Raw genomic sequence first — 18624 nt, 5'->3', positions numbered from 1 at the left:
TTCTTATGGTGAAATATCTCCTCTGAAGCCCTTTGATGATTGTGCCTTACACAACCAGACTATTACCATTACCACCGTTAACGAAACTGAATAAAATGGAACCGGATTTTCACAACCTGTTAAAAAGACAGCTCAAAAAATATCTTACAGAAGACTGGGAGTCTCATCCGCAGTTCAAAAATTTCATCAATGCTGTCAATCAGTCTTATCAATCTTTTGAAAGGGATAAAGAGATCATGGATCATGCTTTTAAACAAAGTGAGGAAGAGTATCAGGCAATCTACATCAACCTTAAAAATGAAAACATTTTAAAGCAAAAGTCGATCTCCAATCTTTATGAGTCCATCAAAATTCTTGATCCTGCAATTGAATATCTGGATTCTGACGACCTTACAGAGCTGTCTTCTTATGTATCTGAACAGTTGAGAAAAAGATTTTTTTTGCAGGAACAGCTTAACAAGCAACTGGAGTTTCAGAAACTGCTGATGAATATATCTTCAGGGTATATTAATATTCCTATAGAAGAGGTATCCGAAAGTGTGAATAAATCTCTTAAAGAGATGTCAGAATTTGTAAAGGCAGACAGGAGCTATATTTTCAGATATGATTTTGCAGAAAATACCTGTTCCAATGTTTATGAGTACTGCAATGAGGGAATAGATCCTCAAATAGACAACTTGCAGAATGTACCTCTTGAAATCATCAGTGAATGGGTGGAAATCAATAAAAAAGGAGAAAGTATCTATTATCCAGATATTCAGGAATTGCCGGAGAACGAGCTTAAATATCTTTTAAAGGAACAAAAAATCAAAAGTCTGCTTGTGATTCCTGCCATGATGCAAAATGAATGCTTAGGTTTTGTGGGATTTGATTTTGTAAAAAATTACTATGAGCTATCGGACACGGAGAAAAATTTACTCACCATTTTTACTCAGGTTCTTGTCAATGTCCGTGAGCGCCTTGTTCTTGAGAGAAGCCTTTCCAGAACAGTAGAAATTCTGAAAAAGCTATTGGCGAATTTACAGTCGGGAATATTAATGGAAGATGAGAACAGACAAATTATATTTACCAATGATTTGTTTTGCAAAATGTTTAATATTCCTATTTCCGTAGATGATATGATCGGACTAGATTGTACAAATTCTGCAGAAGAATCTAAAGCTCTGTTTAAGAATGAAGATTATTTTGTCCAGAGAATTAATCAAATACTTAAGGAAAAGAAAATCGTAACCAATGAACTCTTGGAAACACGGGATGGAAAATTTTTAGAAAGACATTATATTCCTATTTTCATTAATGATCATTACAAAGGACATCTCTGGAAATATAATGATATAACGGAACGTGTTGTTACCCAAAACCAGCTCAGACAAAGTGAAGAACGCAACAGAATGATTATGGATTCTGCCATGAGTGCCATCATCATTACTAATCATAATGGAGAAATCACTTTTTGGAATAAAAGTGCGGTTTCTACTTTCGGCTGGACAAAAGAAGAAGTGGAAGGCAAAAAAATTCTTGAAAAAATTCTTCCGAAAGCAGATAAAACGCTTCACGGGTTATTTCTAAATAAACAAGTAGAGCAAAATATTATCAAAAAAAACGGAGATGAACTAACGGTAGAAATATCGGTTATTGCTGTAGAACAGGATGATAACAAATATTACTGCTATTTCATTAAAGATATTTCTGAAAGAAAGGGAGCGGAAGATCGTATCAGGAGACAAGAGGAAAAATACAGGAACATCATTGCCAATATGAATTTGGGGTTGCTGGAAGTAGACAATAACGAAACAATCCGCTATGCCAATCAAAGTTTTTGTAATGTATCCGGTTATGATCCGGATGAATTAATAGGCAAAAGTCCCTCTGAGCTATTTGTATACGGAGACAATAATCTTCAGTTTGTACAGGATCAAATCCAATTAAGAAAAAAAGGAGTTTCAAGTGTATATCAGCTTCCTGTAAAAAATAAGAGAGGAGAAATCAGATGGTGGGCAATAAGCGGAGCCCCCAATTATGATGATCATGGGAATCTTCTGGGTTCTATAGGTATTCATCTCGATATTACAGATCAAAAAAAATTAGAAGAAGACTTAAAAAAAGAAAAAGCAAAAGCTATAGAAGCTTCAAAAGCAAAAGAAGTTTTTCTGGCCAACATGAGCCATGAAATTAGAACGCCCCTCAATGGTATTATTGGTTTTTTAAGAGAACTGAAAAGACTTGATTTAAATGCTACTCAAAATCAATTTGTTGAGAATAGCTATAGTGCTTCACAGCATTTATTATCTATCATTAATAATATTCTGGATATATCAAAAATTGAATCAGGAGAAATGTCTTTAAATGTGCACTCTTTTTCAATAAAAAAAAGTATTCATGATGTTCTCACTGTTCTTGAATCAAAGGCGAAAGAGAAAGGGATAAAGCTTAAAACAATTTTTGCAGATTATCTTGCTCCACAGTTTAAAGGGGACTCTTTAAAAATAGAACAGATTTTCTACAATATTCTTGGTAATTCTTTAAAGTTTACGGATCGGGGAGAGATCGTAATAGATTGTGCGGTACTCAAAGATTCATCCAATTATCAGACGATTTCAATTATTATCTCTGATACCGGAATAGGGATGAGTGAAGAGTATGTAAAAAATATTTTTAAAAAATTCAATCAGGAGGATGGTTCTGTTTCAAGGAAATATGGCGGTACCGGTTTAGGTATGGCAATTACCAAAGAGCTGGTTACTCTGATGAAAGGAAAAATCGACATTGAAAGTACAAAGAATGTGGGAACCAAAACGACAATAATATTGAATTTGGAAAAAAGTACTGAGAAGTCTTTAACAAAGATTACTACAGAAAATAATGATATATCAATTAAAGGGGTAAATGTTTTGCTTGTAGAAGACAATGAGATCAATCAACTTGTTGCTGAGAACTCACTCAGATATTTGGGTTGTGAAGTTACTAAAGCTGATAATGGCCATATTGCGATTGATATTCTTGCAAAAGAAAAGTTTGACATCATTTTAATGGATATACAGATGCCGGAATTAGATGGTGTGGAAGCAACTAAAATACTTCGGAATAAGCTTAGACTTAAAACACCTATTATTGCTCTTACAGCAAATGCATTCAGAACAGAAATTGATAAATGTATGTCCGTTGGAATGAATGATTATATAACCAAACCTTTTAATGAAGAGGAACTGCTAAAAATTATTTATAAACATACTAAAAATGCTATTGCAGAAGATGAAAAAGATAGAGAACAAAAACTTTATAATTTAAGCAGTATTGAAGAACTGGCGAGAGATGATGAAGAATTTATTCAAAAGATGCTTTCCATATTTATTACTCAGATCCAGGAAACTATTCCTTTGGTTGATAAAGCATTCAAAGAAAAAGATTATGCTGAAATTTCAAGATTAATGCATAAAATAAAACCAAGTATTGAGGGATTTGGAATTTATTCAATTAAGGAGAAAGTAAAAGATCTTGAAATGAATGCTAAAGAAAAAAGTATTAAGTTTTCTGAGCTTTATGAGCTGTTTAAAGAGATAAAGACTACACTTATTCAGGTAATTGAACAATTGCAGGAAAAAGTAAAATAAAATAAAAGAGATTCCAAAATTTGGAAAGATTCTATATTTTGGATTTTGTTATTTTATTAATATGTTGATTTTTAATATTTTATGCAAAGGTATGAAAGTGGAGATATAGTTTTCAAATAAAAAAAGATGGAAACTTATAATCAAAATTTAAAATTCTTTATTGTAGATGATGATAGATTTTGCACAACGGTATATGAACAGTATTTGAAAAATAATCATTATGAAAATATCACTTCATTTAGTAATGGAGAAGAATGTCTTGAGGAACTTTATCAGAAGCCCGATATTATTTTTCTAGATCATAATATGGAAGACCTTAATGGCTTTGAAGTATTGAAAAAAATAAAACGTTACGATCCCAACATCTATGTAATCATGGTTTCTGCTCAGGAAAATATAGATACAGCAGTGAATGCCTTGAAGTACGGAGCATTTGATTATTTAGTAAAAGATGCCAGAGTTTGTGAGAAAATGATTGAGACTGTAGAAAAGATTTTAAAAATTAAAGAAGAAATGTCTCATAGCAAACTGAAAGGTTTTAGAAAATTCTTTTCAATTTTATTTTAAATAGTATGTTAAAAAAAATCATCATATCATCCGTTTTTTTATTCTTTTTGTTTTCATGTAAGACGTACAATGTTTTGGAAGAAGAGCATCCTTCCCGTGATATGAAAGATTTTTCATATGATCCCAAATATGAATATAAAATCCGTAAAGATGATAAAATTACATTGTCTGTATGGGGACAGGATGATTTGAGTGTTGGATCAGTATATGGGATCTATAATTCAAATGAAGTATATGGGAAATGGCTGCTGGTTGATATTAATGGAAATATAGAAATACCAAGATTAGGAACAACCAATGTAATCGGTAAAACGATTCCTGAACTTAAAGACGAAATCAAAACAAAATTGAAAAGATGGCTTGTGAATCCTATCGTAGATCTTAAGGTGCTCAATAAAGAAATTGCAGTCATGGGAGAAGTGAAGAACCCTGCAGTGATACAGGTTGATAAAGATCAGAATACTTTGTTGGAGCTTGTTTCAAAAGCTGGCGGATTCGAAATGTATGCTAATCTGAAATCGGTGAAAATATTGAGACAGGAAGGTGAAAACGTTAGAGTAACCAATATTGATCTTACAGAAATGAAGGATATTCCCAATCAAAATATTGTTCTTCATCCTGGAGACTATGTTATTGTTCCTTCTAAAAAAAGTAAGGATTTTGATAAAAGAGTTTCTACCATTATTCCTTTTACTACGGTTACTTCGGCCGCCGCAGTACTAATCAACCTATTATAAGTTTTGTCATGATGAATAATGAAAATCTTCGATTTTTGAAACCCTTTCTAAGAGGCTTGCCCATTATTATTTTGATAATGATCATTTCGATATTGGCGACAAAAAAATATCTTAATTATGTAACCCCACTGTTTGAAAGTACTGCCAAATTAAAACTTGCGGATACACAGGAAGGAGTTCCCAGTGCCAACCTTTTCAAAGATTTTGATGTTTTTGCCAGCGCGAATAAAATCAGCACTGAAATTGAAGTTCTAAAATCAACCTCATTATTGGACAAAACGTTAAAAAAACTACCTTTCTCTACCGAAATATATCGTAAAGGGAAAATGCGCTCTGTAGAATTGTTCAACGACTCACCCGTCTTCATTGAGGGAACATTTAGCACGATAAATAATTATGATAAGAAAATTCAGTTAAACATTCTTTCAAAACAACGTTTTAAAATAATATTGCCAGACAATGTCAAAGAAATTGATGGCATTTTTGGAAGCCCGGTAAATATTAAAGGGGGAAAAATTTTGATAACATTGAATAACAATTATTTATTATCAAAACCCGATGCAAAATTAGAAGATGAATATGAATTCGAGTTTCTTAGCAGAGAAAAGCTTTTAGAAAAAATCAATAAAAGCCTGGATATTGTTCCGGTAGATAAAGATGTTCCTGTCATTAGAATTAATTTCAAAAGCAATGTTCCTGAAAAGGCAGCCCTGTTTGTTAACACCCTTGCTGAAACATACATTGAAGATTACATTGAAAATAAATATAGAGCAGCCAATACTACGGTGGATTTTCTGAAGAAAGAAATCGGACAGGCTAATAATAAACTCTCTGATGCAGAAAATAAGATTGAGGACTATAGAAATAAAGAAAACATCATCAATATCCCACAGGAAACGGAAACAGATCTTAGAAAGATTTCACAGCTGAAAATTCAGAAAAGCAATTTAAAAATGAATCTTGATGCTATCAAGAGCCTGAATGGATATATAAACCAAGGTAAAGATAACTATCTTGACTTAGCAACAAATTTTGAGGCTTTCAATGATCTGCTATCTACTGAAATGGTAAAAAATATGAAGCAGCTGCAAGCTGATAAAAAAGAACTTCTGCTTACCTATACCCCTGAACATGAAAAAGTAAAAGTCATTGATGCTAAAATTAAAGATCTTACAGAATATCAAACAGAAAGCATCAGAAATACAGAGAAAAATCTACAAATAAAATATAATGATATTGATCGCGATATTCAGGTTGCCGAACAATCTTTTGTAGGACTTCCCGAAAAAGAGAAGCTGCTGAATATTATGAATCGGGAGTTTAATCTTTATGAAAAAAACTATAATTTCCTAAATGAAAAAAGAATAGATGCCGAAATTGCAAAATCTGCAAAAATATCATTTCATAAAATTATAACCCGCGGAGAAGCTTCCCAACAACCTGTATCACCTATGCGTTCCATCATTATCATTGTGGCGGCGATAATGAGTATGATAGGGTCTATTGTATTGATTTACTTAGTGCACTTTGCTAAAGCTAAAGTGAATGATCTGTATACTATTGAAAAAAACAGTTCAATTCAAATAGCATTTACAACCCCTTTCATAAAAGATAAGAACATGGTGATGCACCATTTCCTGGAGGACGTCCTTGAGATGGAACTTAAAGAAATTATTAAAGAAAAAAATATAATTTGTATTACTTCTTATGATAATCCCAAACAGCATAAGTTTCATGCAGAAAATATCATCAGCGCTCTCCAGGCTCAATCCAGGAAAGTTTTGGTTATAGATGTTGCAAATACATTAAAAAATATCTCTTCCCATAATTACATCGATTTTTCTTCTGATCAGAATCTGCAAATGACCTATCAGGATGTTCATCGTATTATTACCGAACGAGTACAGGATTATGATATATGTTTTATTAATAATCAATCAATAAAGCAAGGTAAACTTCCTTTACTTTTCCTGAAACTGGCAGATCAGAATCTCTTCTTACTAGACAGTAGAAAAACCGCTGCAAAAAATATTATGAACGTTGAACTTTTGAAAGACGAATACCAGGTGAAGAATCTTTGGTTCGTGTTAAATAAAGAAAGTTATAACCCCAGTTTGATAACCACTATTAAAAGTTTTGTAAATAAATTCAGATCGTGAAAAAGCTCGCGGAAATACTACGCAAACCGTATTCTCTGGTTTTTACAGACCAGCTGATTTTCAGTGGAAGCAACTTTTTACTTACTTTTTTGTTGGCAAGAAAACTCAACATTACAGATTTTGGGCTTTTCTCAACGGTGCTTTTAGTAACTTATTTTTTTGTTGGGATTTTCAATGCACTTATCGTTCAGCCCTTTCAGATTTCTGTGGCAAAAGGATGTAATAAAAAACCATTAGGATTTGTTTTTCAAATATCACTGGTTTTGATCTTTATTCTTGCTTTATTGATGTATGGCGTAAAATTTCTTCCGATTTCAGCCATTTACTTTTTTAAAACTAATTTACCAGTCATTATTATTTTTATTTCTGCCTATTTATTTCAGGATTTTCTCAGAAAAATATTATTGGCCATTGATCTTATAAAGCTTGTCGTTGTAATGGACAGCATTTTTCTATTGGTCTTTCCCTTTATTGGGTATCAGGAAAGTTTGAAATTAGAAAAGAGCTTGTTAATTATAGGGGTTGTCAACATCATCGCTTCACTTCCCGGAATTTTCTTCTTTTTACGAAACGCTGAATTTAGTTTACAAAATAAAGAACTTTTGCAATATCATTTCAAAGAAGGAAAATGGCTTTTCAGTGCTTCAATTATGCAGTGGTTTTCCAGTAATTTTTTCACGCTTGTGGCCGGAATTTACTTAGGAATTAATGCGTTGGGAGCATTACGTTTAGTGCAATCTTTCTTTGGGGCAATCAATGTAATTTTACAAACTGTGGAAAATTATTACCTTCCAAAAGCAGCCCAATTGTATCATCAAAACAAAAAGCAAGAGAAGAAAACGTTGCTTTTCAATTTATCTAAAGGAATGATGATTCTGGGGGCTCTTATCACTGTATTTTTCATCTTTTCAGAACCATTAATTACGTTGCTTGGCGGCGAAAAATATAAAGACTATGGATTTGTAATTAAACTTGTTTCCGTATTATATTTTGTGATTTTGTACAGTTATCCGACACGAATTTCCATCAGAGTTTTAGAACAAAATAAAGCCTTTTTTATAGGGTATTGTATATCATTTATTTTCTCAGTCTTAAGTTTTCATTTTCTATTAAAATACGGTGCCCTTTACGGAGCTGTCGCTGGCTTGGTCATTAATCAGGTCCTTATGATTGTGTACTGGAAGATTCTCCTTAACAAAAAAAAGATTTCGGTATGGGTATAATTCATTTAATTTTAGGCAAAGCGAATCCGGAAAAGATGAACGGCGTAAATAAAGTAGTTTATAATATTGCTACGAAGCAAGCCGAAAACAATTTTCATGTTGAGGTTTGGGGAATTTCTGAAAATACAGAAATTAATTACCCCGAAAGATTATTTACTACAAAAGTTTTCAAACGGAACAAAAACCCTTTTTCTATTCCTAAAGGGTTAAAAAAAGAAATTTTGAAAAGCGATCCATCAAATATTTTTCATCTTCATGGTGGTTGGATTCCTGTATTTTCTTCATTAAGTAAATTTTTGAATAAAAACCACCGAAAGTATGTGATTACTCCACATGGAGCGTATAACACTGTTGCAATGGAAAAAAGTAAACTAAGAAAGAAGGTTTATTTTAATCTTTTTGAGAAAAATTTTATTAAAAATGCTTCAAAAATTCATTGTATTGGGGAGAGTGAAATCGACGGATTACAAACTATTTTTCCGAACCAAAAAAGTGTTTTGATTCCCTATGGCTTTGAACAGCTTAAAGAGGAATTTCAGATCAATTCATATAAAAAACAAATCATTTTTGGTTTTGTGGGAAGACTCGACATTTATACAAAAGGCCTTGATCTTTTGGTGGAAAGCTTTGCTTCATTCAATGCTAATCATCCTGATTCCAAATTTTGGATTATAGGTGACAGTAAAGAAAAAGATGAACTTCATACACTCATTGAATCATACAAAATGTCGGGTAAAATTGAACTTCTGGGAAGTAAATTCGGAGAAGAGAAGAATGATTTGATAAAAAAAATGGATGTTTTTGTACACCCTTCAAGAAACGAAGGCTTACCGGTTTCTGTAATTGAGGCTGCTCATTTTGCAAAACCCTGTATTGTAACAAAAAATACAAATATTGGTTATCTCATTGAAAAATACAATGCCGGAATCAACATTCCGTTTCCTGATTCCAAACTTTTGGAACAAGCTTTTATTGAGATCTATAACATCTGGAAAAACCAGTATCAATACGAAAAATACTGTCGAAATGCTGTGAAAATGGTAGAAGAAGCATTCGACTGGAATACAATTCTTCAACAAATGAATACCAAACTTTACAGTTAACGAAATGGAAACATTACCACTGCAACATCAAAAATTTCTAAAAAAACTCAACAATCAGATGTTTATTATTTTGTTGTTGATGGTAGCGTGTTTTTTTACCTGGAGTGAAAATGTTGCCATTACAAGAGGAATAAAAGTGGTCGGAAGAATGGGGGTGATGATTTCGTCAATATTTGTTTACCAAAAGATTATCAATTATGGAAGTGTGAACTCTTTGTCCTACAAAAATATTTTTTCACCTGTTCTATACTTGGTTTATCTTACATTAGGGTTTATTTCCTTTTCATGGAGTACCAATCCTGGTTTCAGTGCATTGCAATGGTTTATGACTTTTCAGAGCTTGGTTTTTGCTTATTTTTTTGTGAAAAGCTTAAAAACATTGGATATTTATTTTGAAGGACATCCTATTCGGCTATATCATCTTTTAGGAAATACAGTTTTTGTTTTGCAACTTATTTTCGTTATCGGTATGTGGAGTGCTCCTGATGTTTTTTTTAGGCTTACAGACGGGGGTGAAGAAGCGAGGTTAGGAGGCACCATGATGAATCCTAATGAACTTGGCATGTTGGCAGGAGTAGGGTCTGCTTGTCTTATTTTTGACTTGTATCGGTTCAAAAATAAAATATGGACCATTGTAAAAATTCTTGTGATTCTATATGCTCTTTTCATGACAGGATCCAGATCTTCATTAATTGGGATATTACTGATTATATTTTTCCATGTTAACCAAACCAAGCAAAAAAAGTTGAAATTTGCTATTATTGCCGTTGTTGCAGCTGTTGCTCCGTTTGCTGTGTATACGGTTATTTTAAAAGGTGGCAATCAGGATAGGCTTGATGAAGTGATGAGCCTTACCGGAAGACTTCCTTTTTGGAAAGCTTTAATTACAGAAGGTTTGCCCAGGGAACCTTTGTTGGGCTTCGGTTTTATGAGAATTGATTATAAAGAATTTTTTCAAAGTGCACATACCTATCCAGGGAAAATGACCCATAATACTTTTATGCAGGTTTTAATGAACCTCGGGTTTATCGGGCTTACAATTGTTTTATTTCAGGTATTTTTCACAATAAAGTCAATTCTATCGGAGCAAAAGGAGCTTAAGCTCATGCTCATCGGAATGCTTATTCCTATTATTATTAATTCTTTTACAGAGTTTGGAATTTTTGGAGAAAGCAATTATGGAATTCTCTTTTATCAGATCATTATATTTTCAATAGCTTTCAAAAATAACCACCATCTTACCCGATTTCAGAAAATTATTCTTAGAAAGAAAAGACCAGATCTTTTACAAAAGAATTCCATTTATTAGCATTATTCCAGTTTTTGGAAAATTCAATAGCTATAACACTTGTGTTATTGTGTTGTTTATCAATTGTTTATGTTTTTGGCCGACTATTTATATCCTATTTATTTATAAAATACAGTATCATGAATAACTTATTTAAAAATACAGGCTATAAATTGTATGTGAAGCAGCAGGAAGGAAGTAAAAAAATCTCATTTTCTTATATTCCTAATCCTGACGGTACAGTAAGATGGTTCTGGAATTCAAATTCTAAAAAGCCATTATTTCTGAAATTTTATAATACCACAACAGGTAAAGGAAAACTATTTGCAATAATAATTCATTTTATATTTCTTTTTAGATTACAGAGATTATTTTTTAAAAAGGAAATTTTATATTATACAATTGACAAAGAACCGTTATTTGATATTACGAGAGATTGGTCAATTTTTACAGGAACTATAGGCCCCAATAATAAAGCTGTTTTATATGCTAATGGTAGTTTTTACAAAATAGCAGACACTCAAAATGCTCAAAACCTTATTCATAAGGAACTTAATATTATTACTTATTCTGGTAATAACAGACTATATATTGTTCCAAAAGCTTCTCTTCTTAATGAGCACGTTTTAAAGCTTTCCGACATCTCTGTTGGAGGCAAAAGAGAAAAGAATTTTAATGAAGTGCATGCTTGTGCACTTCAGGGTATAAAAGAAAGGTATCAGACTCATATCAAAATTTCAGAATGGAAATATTTTGACATGATGGCGGAAAATTTCAAAACCATTCATGATAAACGTATTCCGTCCAATCTTATAAGAAAAATTGATATGATTTTAAAGGATATTGACAGGGAGGAAACCATACACCTTTCCTTTTCTCATGGAGACTTCACACCATGGAACTGCTATACAAAAAATAATACTCTGGCAATTTACGATTGGGAACTCGCATCTTTTGAAAGACCATTGGGATTTGATTTCTTCCATTATATCATTCAGAATGCAATACTTGTACAACATCTTTCCTGGACTGCGATCTTAGAAGAAATTAAAAAGAAAAACACAATCACTTTGAATCTCAATGAAAAGGACCTTAAAAAATACTTGAAATTTTATCTTCTCACTGATATTTTGTATTACTTAAAAGTGTATTCAGAACAGGAACAATGGCATGTTCAGATCCATTGGCTATTAAACACATGGTCAGAAGCTTTGAATATGTATCTTACTAAAAACAGAACCTCAAGAGAACTTCTTGTTATGGACATTTTTGATTATATACACCACTATCAATATGGAGCATTAAAATTCCATGATAATGAACCTGAGAATCTTACCTTAAATTCAGATATTGATATTATCATACAACCTAAAGATGCGGTAAAACTTATTTCATACATAAAACAGAACAGCGTTGTCAACAAAATAAAAGTCGTTAAAAAATCTTTCATGTTCTTGATAAGAATTATAACGAAAGACCATAAAATTCTAAACATCGATTTAATTCAAAGTCTGAAATGGAAAAATCTTGAGTTTATGAATTCCAGTGAAATGATTTCTCATGCAAAGCCCAATAAATTTGGAGTGAAAATATGTTCACTACAAGATACTGCAAAATACCTCTATTACTTTTATACCCTGAACAATTCAGAAATTCCGGATAAATATATACCTCTGGTACATGAGAATCTTTCAGAGAGAACAATGGTAAAAAGAAGTGAATGTATAAAAAGAATGAAAGCTCAGGAACCCAATAAAGGATTATCACTGATCAAGAACACTTTTCATTATTTAAAAGATATGTTCAAAGAAAAAGGATTTGTTGTCACTTTTAGCGGAGTGGATGGAGCAGGAAAATCTACCATTATCTCTGAAGTTTCAGAACTGATTGAGAAGCGGTACCGAAGACCCGTAATCGTTTTGAGACACAGACCTTCACTGCTGCCTATTTTGAGTGTTTATATAAAAGGAAGTGAAAAAGCAAAGCAAGACGTCCTTAATTCTTTACCCCGACAAGGGCAAAACAGAAGCTCAATTGCCTCACTTTTAAGATTCAGTTATTATTACATAGATTATATTTTTGGACAGTTTATTATTTATCTGAAATATGTTCTGAGAGGAAAGATTGTTTTGTATGACAGGTATTATTTTGACTTTATTGCAGACAGTAGGAGAAGTAATATTCAGCTTCCCCAAACTTTAACAGAGGCAGGATATCATTTATTGATGAAACCAAAGTTTAATTTCTTTTTATATGCCTCTCCTGAAGAAATTCTTAGCAGAAAAAAAGAACTTTCCTATCATTCAATCTGTAATTTGACCAAAGAATACAGCCAGCTGTTTTCCAGATTGGATAAGCAAAATCAAAAGTCAAAATATCTGTCAATTGAGAATATTAATCTTAGTACAACAGTAAGCTCTATTATGAACACTATAATTACAGCAAGATGAAAACTATTGTAGAGAAAATCATTCGACTAAGAAATCCTGGTTTTTGTATGGATAATTGTTTGGACTCCAGAGCAATTTTACAACTGGCTTGGGTTCAGCTTTGGAGCTTCTTAAGAGGGTTGAAAGTACTTCTTTTCCTTAAACCCCCCAAAGGTATGTTATTAGGAAAAAGGGTAGGTTTTTTTAATATTTCAAAAATGAAATGGGGGAAATTCCTAAGGTTGGGAAATGACGTTTATGTTTCTGCATTGGCAAAAGAGGGAATTGAGTTTGGAGACAATGTTTCTATTGGGGCTTTCAGCAGAATTATTGTATCGACTTCTTTCAATAATATAGGAAAAAGAATAAAAATAGGTAACAATGTAGGAATTGGAGAGTTTGCTTATCTTGGTGGTTCCGGTGGTTTGGAAATTGGTGATGAATGTATTGTAGGTCAGTATTTAAGTTGCCATCCGGAAAATCATAATTATGAAGACTTAGAAACTTCCATCAGACATCAGGGAGTTAACAGAAAAGGAATTAAAATTGGAAAAAACTGTTGGATTGGCAGCAAAGTAACTATTCTCGACGGTGTAGAAATTGGGGATGGGTGTATTTTGGCCGCCGGAAGTGTAATCACGAAATCCTTTCCGAGAAACAGTATTATCGGGGGCGTTCCGGCAAAACTTTTAAAAACGAGAACTCATGAATACCAAACAGACCATACTGGCAACCTGCTATGCCGTGAATCCGTATAAAGGCTCGGAAGACGCAATGGGCTGGAATTTTGTGTATCAGATTGCCAGATTCCGAAAAGTAATTGCCGTTACCCGGGAAAACAACAGACCTCATATTGAGAGATATATGGATAAAAATCCTGACAAAGTATACGGGAATATCCAATTTCTTTATTTCGATCTTCCGTATTGGATGCGTTTTTGGAAAAAAGGAAGTCGCGGAGCTATGCTATACTATTACCTTTGGCAGAAAGGAATTATTTCTTTTATAAAAAAACAAAATCTCAATTTTGATATTGTTCATAATGTGAATTTCCATAATGACTGGACACCAAGTTTCCTTTGGAAGCTCAAAAAACCTATGGTTTGGGGCCCGGTTGGCCATCATCCCTTAATTCCGAAACAGTATCTGAAAGATTATTCTAAAAAATATCTCATCAAAGACCGATTAACGTGGCTGGTGAAAAATTTATTCTGGAAATTTTCATCTTCATTAAAGAAAACTGTCCAGCATTCTAACCATATCTGGTGTATGAACAGTGGTGTTCCAGAAAAGCTGAATATTGATAAAAGCAAATATTCCCTTTATCCATCAGTTGCTTCGGAAGATTTTTATCAAAAAGATGAAATTCTGCAAAAATCGGATTTTATAGTCCTCAGTGTCGGAAGATTTGTTCCGCTAAAAGGTTTTGATTTGACGATAAAATCATTCATCACCTTTGTTAATCAACTCTGTGAAAAAGACAAAACTTTATGTAAATTGGTTCTTGTTGGAACAGGTGAACAGAGAGTATCCTATGAAAATTTGATTAAGGAAAGCAAAATGGAAAAATTGATAGAAATTATAGAATGGATTGATAGAAAGGATTTAATGAAAATGTATGAAAAATCTTCCGTATTTCTTTTCCCCTCCCACGAAGGTGCAGGGATGGTTGTTCCGGAGGCATTATCTTTTGGTTTGCCTGTGGTTTGTCTTGAAAATGAAGGTCCGGGAGAATTCATCAATCATACGTGTGGTTTTACAATTCCTCAACAAGAATACGATGAAACAGTCAAGGGACTGAGCGATGCCTTAATTAGATTATTTTTAGAAAAAAATCTTCAAAAAGAGATGAGTACTGGTGCAAGACAGCGTTTTACAGAAAGATTTTCATGGGAAAAAAGAGGAGAACATCTTAACGAAATTTATAATCGAGTTTAAAATGGAAAGAATAGTAGCGGTTCACTTATTAAACGATTACAGCGGAAGTCCGAAAGTCTTAATGCAGCTTCTGAAAGCGTGGACAAAAAACGGTATCGAAACCCATCTTTTTACTTCAGGTGGAAGAGAAGGCTTTCTTTCGGATATTTCTTTGGTAGAAAATCATTCGTATTGGTACAGGTTTTCTGACAATTCATTGGTGAGGATTATTAATTTTTTTCTCAGTCAGTTTTTTTTAATGGGTAAGCTTCTTTTTTTTCTTAAAAAAAACGATTTGGTTTACATTAATACCGTTTTGCCCTTTGGAGCAGCGATTGTCGGAAAACTGAAAGGCTGTAAAATCATTTATCACATTCATGAAACATCTGTAAAACCTAAGGTTTTTAAGAATTTTCTTTTTGGTATTGCAAAAGGTACAGCACACAAAATTGTTTTTGTCTCAGAATTTTTAATGAAGCAGGAGTCGCTTATTCATAATCAGGTTCTTTTGTATAACGTTTTGGAGAAGGATTTTGCTGAAAAGGCAGACCAATTCCAAAATCAGGAAAAAACAAACCGGATTGTTTTGATGATTTGCTCACTTAAAATCTATAAAGGAGTTAATGAATTTTTTGTTTTGGCTAAAAACAATCCGCAATATATTTTTAAGCTTGTGGTAAATGCCTCTGAAGAAGATATTCAGGAGTATTTTAAAGGAAAAGAACTTCTGCAAAATTTGAAGATTTATCCTACACAAATAGATACACATCCGTTTTATCGTGAAGCAAGCATTATTCTTAATCTTTCACATACAGATCTTTGGGTTGAAACCTTCGGTCTTACGATTTTGGAAGGAATGCGCTACGGTCTTCCGGCTATCGTTCCACCCGTTGGAGGGGTGACAGAGCTTGTTAAAAACGGTGAAAACGGATTTTTAATCGATTCTAAAAATAGTGATGCATTATCAGAAAAACTGAACCTTATTTTAAGTGATTCTATACTTTATAATGCTTTCAGTTCCGATTCTTATCAAAAAAGTTTATTCTTTTCTGAAGAGTATTTTGATAAGAAAGCCGTAGAAATTGTTTCCAAATTGTGATTGGATTTCCATATTTTGGAAATTGGTAAAATTTTCAACAAATTATAAATTATTGATTTTCAATAATTTAATCTTATTTAATTCTTTGGAATGCGAATCGTACTATTGTTTTCAAATCATTAATTATGAAAACAAAAGTTGCAATAATAGGAACAGTTGGCTTACCTGCAAAATATGGAGGCTTCGAAACATTAACTGCACATCTTGTAGAAGAACTTTCAGATACTTACGATTTTACAGTGTACTGCTCATCAAAAAAATATAACAAAGAAGAGAGAGCTAAGAATTGGAAGGGGGCAAAATTGAAATATCTTCCTTTAGATGCCAATGGAATTCAAAGTATTCCTTATGATACATTGTCTATTTTGCATGCCCTATTTACAAGTGATGTTTTATTGGTGTTAGGAGTTGCAGGTGCGTGGATTTTACCTTTTGTGAAATTATTTACTACAAAAAAAATTATTATTTCCATTGATGGGATAGAGTGGAAGAGAGATAAATGGCCTTTGGCAGCAAAGCTATATCTATGGTGGGCAGAAAAATTGGCGGTTCGATTTTCTCATATTGATATATCCGATAACGAATCTATTCAGGATTATACGTCATTAAGATATAAAACGATCAGTCGGGTGATAGAGTATGGGGCAGATCATACCAAAGTTAATCTGAACCCAACGAAGGAAGATATTGACAAATATCCGTTCTTATCTGAGCAATATGCGGTAAAGGTTTGCAGAATAGAACCTGAGAATCATGTTCATACTATTTTGAAGGTTTTTAGTGAACTGCCTGAGAAAAAGCTGGTCTTGGTAGGCAACTGGAATAACAGCCAGTATGGCAGGGAACTGAAACAAAAATATTCAGGTTTTAAAAACATTGATCTTCTGGATCCCATTTACAATCAGGAAGCGATTGATTTGATCAGAGGGAATGCCGCTCTTTATATTCATGGGCATTCCGCAGGAGGAACAAATCCTTCTTTGGTAGAAGCCATGTTTCTAGGATTGCCTATTATAAGCAACGGTGTTTCATACAACAGAACAACAACAGAGCATAAAGCGTATTATTTTTCTGACGAGTATGAACTAAAAAATATCATTACAAATTTAACCCAAGAAAATCTTCAAGCCTGTGCCATTCAGATGAAGAAAATTGCAGAAAGGAGATATACCTGGGAAAAAATTGCAAAAAAATACAGTCATCTTATTGAAGAAACTTTTGTTTCTGAAAAGAAAATCAAAGTTTATCCATTAATTTCAGAACTGGACAAAAGTATTTTAGGAAAGTATAATGTTGAGCATCTGAAAAATATAAAGTTATTCAACGAAGCTAATAAAACCATTTAAAATTTAATGTTATGAAAAATTTTGTAGAACTAGCTATATTCGGAATACTTGCGTTCATTTTATCGATGTGTATTATTCCGCTCATGAGAGTTGTAGCTCAGAAATTAAAACTGGTTGATGTTCCCAATATGAGAAAAGTACATCAAACGGCAATTCCTTTAATAGGTGGTTTGGTGATTGGTATGATTGTATTTTTATTAATGGGAGTTTCCGGATTTAAAAGCTTAAAAGAAATCCTCCCCATTATTATTACTTCTTATATTATGCTTTTGCTAGGAGCTTTAGACGATAAGGCAGACTTGAAAGCATTATATAAACTTGCTGCTCAGCTTTGTGTAAGTATAATCATTGCAATGGCAGGAATCCGAATTACTTCTTTATACGGGTTATTTGGGGTCTATGAGATCAACGTTTACGCGCAGTATTTACTGACTGTTTTGGTTATCACAACTGCAGTAAATGCGTTTAATCTGATTGACGGGATCGACGGTTTGGCTGGAGGTGTTGCCGGAATTGGTTTTGTATTGTTTTTCATTATTATGGTGTGGGAGAAAAATTTAGAATTAGCTAAAATAGGGTTGTTGTTTATCGGAAGTATTATCGCATTTTTAAAATATAATATGTCGAAGAAAAGCAAAATTTTCTTAGGAAATTCGGGGGCACTTTTTTTAGGATACCTATTAATTAGTATTGGAATTTACATCACGAAATTCGATCATAATCATTCAGGTTTTCCCTATGGGATTTTCTTTATCTTGTTTGTATTCACCATTCCTATCATCGATTCAGTAAGAGTATATGCGGATAGAATTCTGAGAGGGAGATCTCCTTTCAAAGCAGACAAAACGCATATTCATCACCATCTGCTAACTCTTGGGTTGTCACATAAGGAGATTACCTTAACATTTTTGTTAATCAATGTTTTAACTTTTGTAGTTCAATATTTATTCTTTAAAAATTATACTATTTATAGTTCCTTTATTTCATTTTTTGCTTTTGTTTTTATCTTTAAAATCATCAAAACAATGAATATTTTTACACTTTGGAAACAAACAATCAAAGAGATGGAAAATTTGAAATAATGCTTTTTGATTATTAAGAGGAGTAATTTCTGCTATTATTGATATAAAAAAGGCGCCAACTAT

13 protein-coding genes are annotated in these 18624 nt (G+C 32.7%); all 13 read left to right on the top strand.

Translation table 11 applies throughout. The features are described 5' to 3' along the window. Positions 1–35: 35 nt before the first annotated feature. The 13 genes from BW983_RS05675 (at position 36) to BW983_RS05615 (ending at position 18561) form a co-directional block, all read left to right on the top strand. Positions 36–3611 carry a PAS domain S-box protein gene (locus BW983_RS05675; RefSeq protein WP_084184319.1) on the top strand — a complete coding sequence of 1192 codons (3576 nt, stop codon included), beginning with the start codon at positions 36–38 and terminating at the stop codon, positions 3609–3611. A 126-nt stretch (positions 3612–3737) separates the two neighbouring features. Then, positions 3738–4178: a response regulator gene (locus BW983_RS05670; RefSeq protein ID WP_076550574.1), complete on the top strand. Its 441-nt coding sequence runs from the start codon at positions 3738–3740 to the stop codon at positions 4176–4178. A gap of 5 nt (positions 4179–4183) precedes the next feature. Continuing rightward, the gene (locus BW983_RS05665; RefSeq protein WP_076550572.1) at positions 4184–4915 is read left to right on the top strand and encodes a polysaccharide biosynthesis/export family protein; all 732 of its coding nucleotides are present in this window, start codon (positions 4184–4186) and stop codon (positions 4913–4915) included. 8 nt (positions 4916–4923) lie between these two features. Next, a complete protein-coding gene (locus tag BW983_RS05660; protein ID WP_084184317.1) occupies positions 4924–7074 on the top strand; it encodes a GumC family protein in 2151 nt (716 codons plus the stop codon). Further along, entirely contained in the window at positions 7071–8297 is a 1227-nt protein-coding gene (locus tag BW983_RS05655; RefSeq protein ID WP_076550568.1) for a lipopolysaccharide biosynthesis protein, read from the top strand. Before BW983_RS05660 ends, BW983_RS05655 begins: the two co-directional genes overlap by 4 nt. Further along, complete coding sequence (locus tag BW983_RS05650) at positions 8288–9400, top strand: glycosyltransferase family 4 protein (RefSeq protein WP_076550566.1); 1113 nt, start codon at positions 8288–8290, stop codon at positions 9398–9400. The genes BW983_RS05655 and BW983_RS05650 overlap by 10 nt, the downstream gene beginning before the upstream one ends. Positions 9401–9404: 4 nt before the next feature. After that, positions 9405–10709, top strand: coding sequence for an O-antigen ligase family protein (locus BW983_RS05645; protein ID WP_076550564.1), 1305 nt, complete (start codon positions 9405–9407; stop codon positions 10707–10709). A gap of 119 nt (positions 10710–10828) precedes the next feature. Next, complete coding sequence (locus BW983_RS05640) at positions 10829–13138, top strand: nucleoside/nucleotide kinase family protein (protein ID WP_076550563.1); 2310 nt, start codon at positions 10829–10831, stop codon at positions 13136–13138. Then, on the top strand, positions 13135–13875 hold the full coding sequence (locus tag BW983_RS24530; protein WP_076550561.1) for an acyltransferase: 741 nt from the start codon (positions 13135–13137) through the stop codon (positions 13873–13875). Before BW983_RS05640 ends, BW983_RS24530 begins: the two co-directional genes overlap by 4 nt. Continuing rightward, on the top strand, positions 13823–15055 hold the full coding sequence (locus BW983_RS05630) for a glycosyltransferase family 4 protein (RefSeq protein WP_076550559.1): 1233 nt from the start codon (positions 13823–13825) through the stop codon (positions 15053–15055). Before BW983_RS24530 ends, BW983_RS05630 begins: the two co-directional genes overlap by 53 nt. A gap of 1 nt (position 15056) precedes the next feature. Continuing rightward, a complete protein-coding gene (locus tag BW983_RS05625; RefSeq protein ID WP_076550557.1) occupies positions 15057–16133 on the top strand; it encodes a glycosyltransferase family 4 protein in 1077 nt (358 codons plus the stop codon). A gap of 125 nt (positions 16134–16258) precedes the next feature. After that, positions 16259–17479: a DUF1972 domain-containing protein gene (locus BW983_RS05620; protein WP_167369961.1), complete on the top strand. Its 1221-nt coding sequence runs from the start codon at positions 16259–16261 to the stop codon at positions 17477–17479. Between the two features lie 11 nt (positions 17480–17490). Then, on the top strand, positions 17491–18561 hold the full coding sequence (locus BW983_RS05615) for a glycosyltransferase family 4 protein (RefSeq protein WP_084184315.1): 1071 nt from the start codon (positions 17491–17493) through the stop codon (positions 18559–18561). The last annotated feature ends 63 nt before the right edge of the window (positions 18562–18624 follow it).

The organism is Chryseobacterium ureilyticum (assembly GCF_900156735.1).
Taxonomy (GTDB): Bacteria; Bacteroidota; Bacteroidia; order Flavobacteriales; family Weeksellaceae; genus Chryseobacterium; species Chryseobacterium ureilyticum.
Note: the sequence above shows the minus strand (reverse complement) of the source record. Positions and strands in the feature narration are given on the sequence as shown.

Coding starts and splice junctions, on each gene's coding strand:
- BW983_RS05640 (WP_076550563.1), top strand. CDS start 10,829: ATGAATAACTTATTTAAAAATACAGGCTATAAATTGTATGTGAAGCAG.
- BW983_RS05630 (WP_076550559.1), top strand. CDS start 13,823: ATGAATACCAAACAGACCATACTGGCAACCTGCTATGCCGTGAATCCG.
- BW983_RS05645 (WP_076550564.1), top strand. CDS start 9,405: ATGGAAACATTACCACTGCAACATCAAAAATTTCTAAAAAAACTCAAC.
- BW983_RS05675 (WP_084184319.1), top strand. CDS start 36: ATGATTGTGCCTTACACAACCAGACTATTACCATTACCACCGTTAACG.
- BW983_RS05670 (WP_076550574.1), top strand. CDS start 3,738: ATGGAAACTTATAATCAAAATTTAAAATTCTTTATTGTAGATGATGAT.
- BW983_RS05625 (WP_076550557.1), top strand. CDS start 15,057: ATGGAAAGAATAGTAGCGGTTCACTTATTAAACGATTACAGCGGAAGT.
- BW983_RS24530 (WP_076550561.1), top strand. CDS start 13,135: ATGAAAACTATTGTAGAGAAAATCATTCGACTAAGAAATCCTGGTTTT.
- BW983_RS05620 (WP_167369961.1), top strand. CDS start 16,259: ATGAAAACAAAAGTTGCAATAATAGGAACAGTTGGCTTACCTGCAAAA.
- BW983_RS05660 (WP_084184317.1), top strand. CDS start 4,924: ATGATGAATAATGAAAATCTTCGATTTTTGAAACCCTTTCTAAGAGGC.
- BW983_RS05615 (WP_084184315.1), top strand. CDS start 17,491: ATGAAAAATTTTGTAGAACTAGCTATATTCGGAATACTTGCGTTCATT.
- BW983_RS05650 (WP_076550566.1), top strand. CDS start 8,288: ATGGGTATAATTCATTTAATTTTAGGCAAAGCGAATCCGGAAAAGATG.
- BW983_RS05665 (WP_076550572.1), top strand. CDS start 4,184: ATGTTAAAAAAAATCATCATATCATCCGTTTTTTTATTCTTTTTGTTT.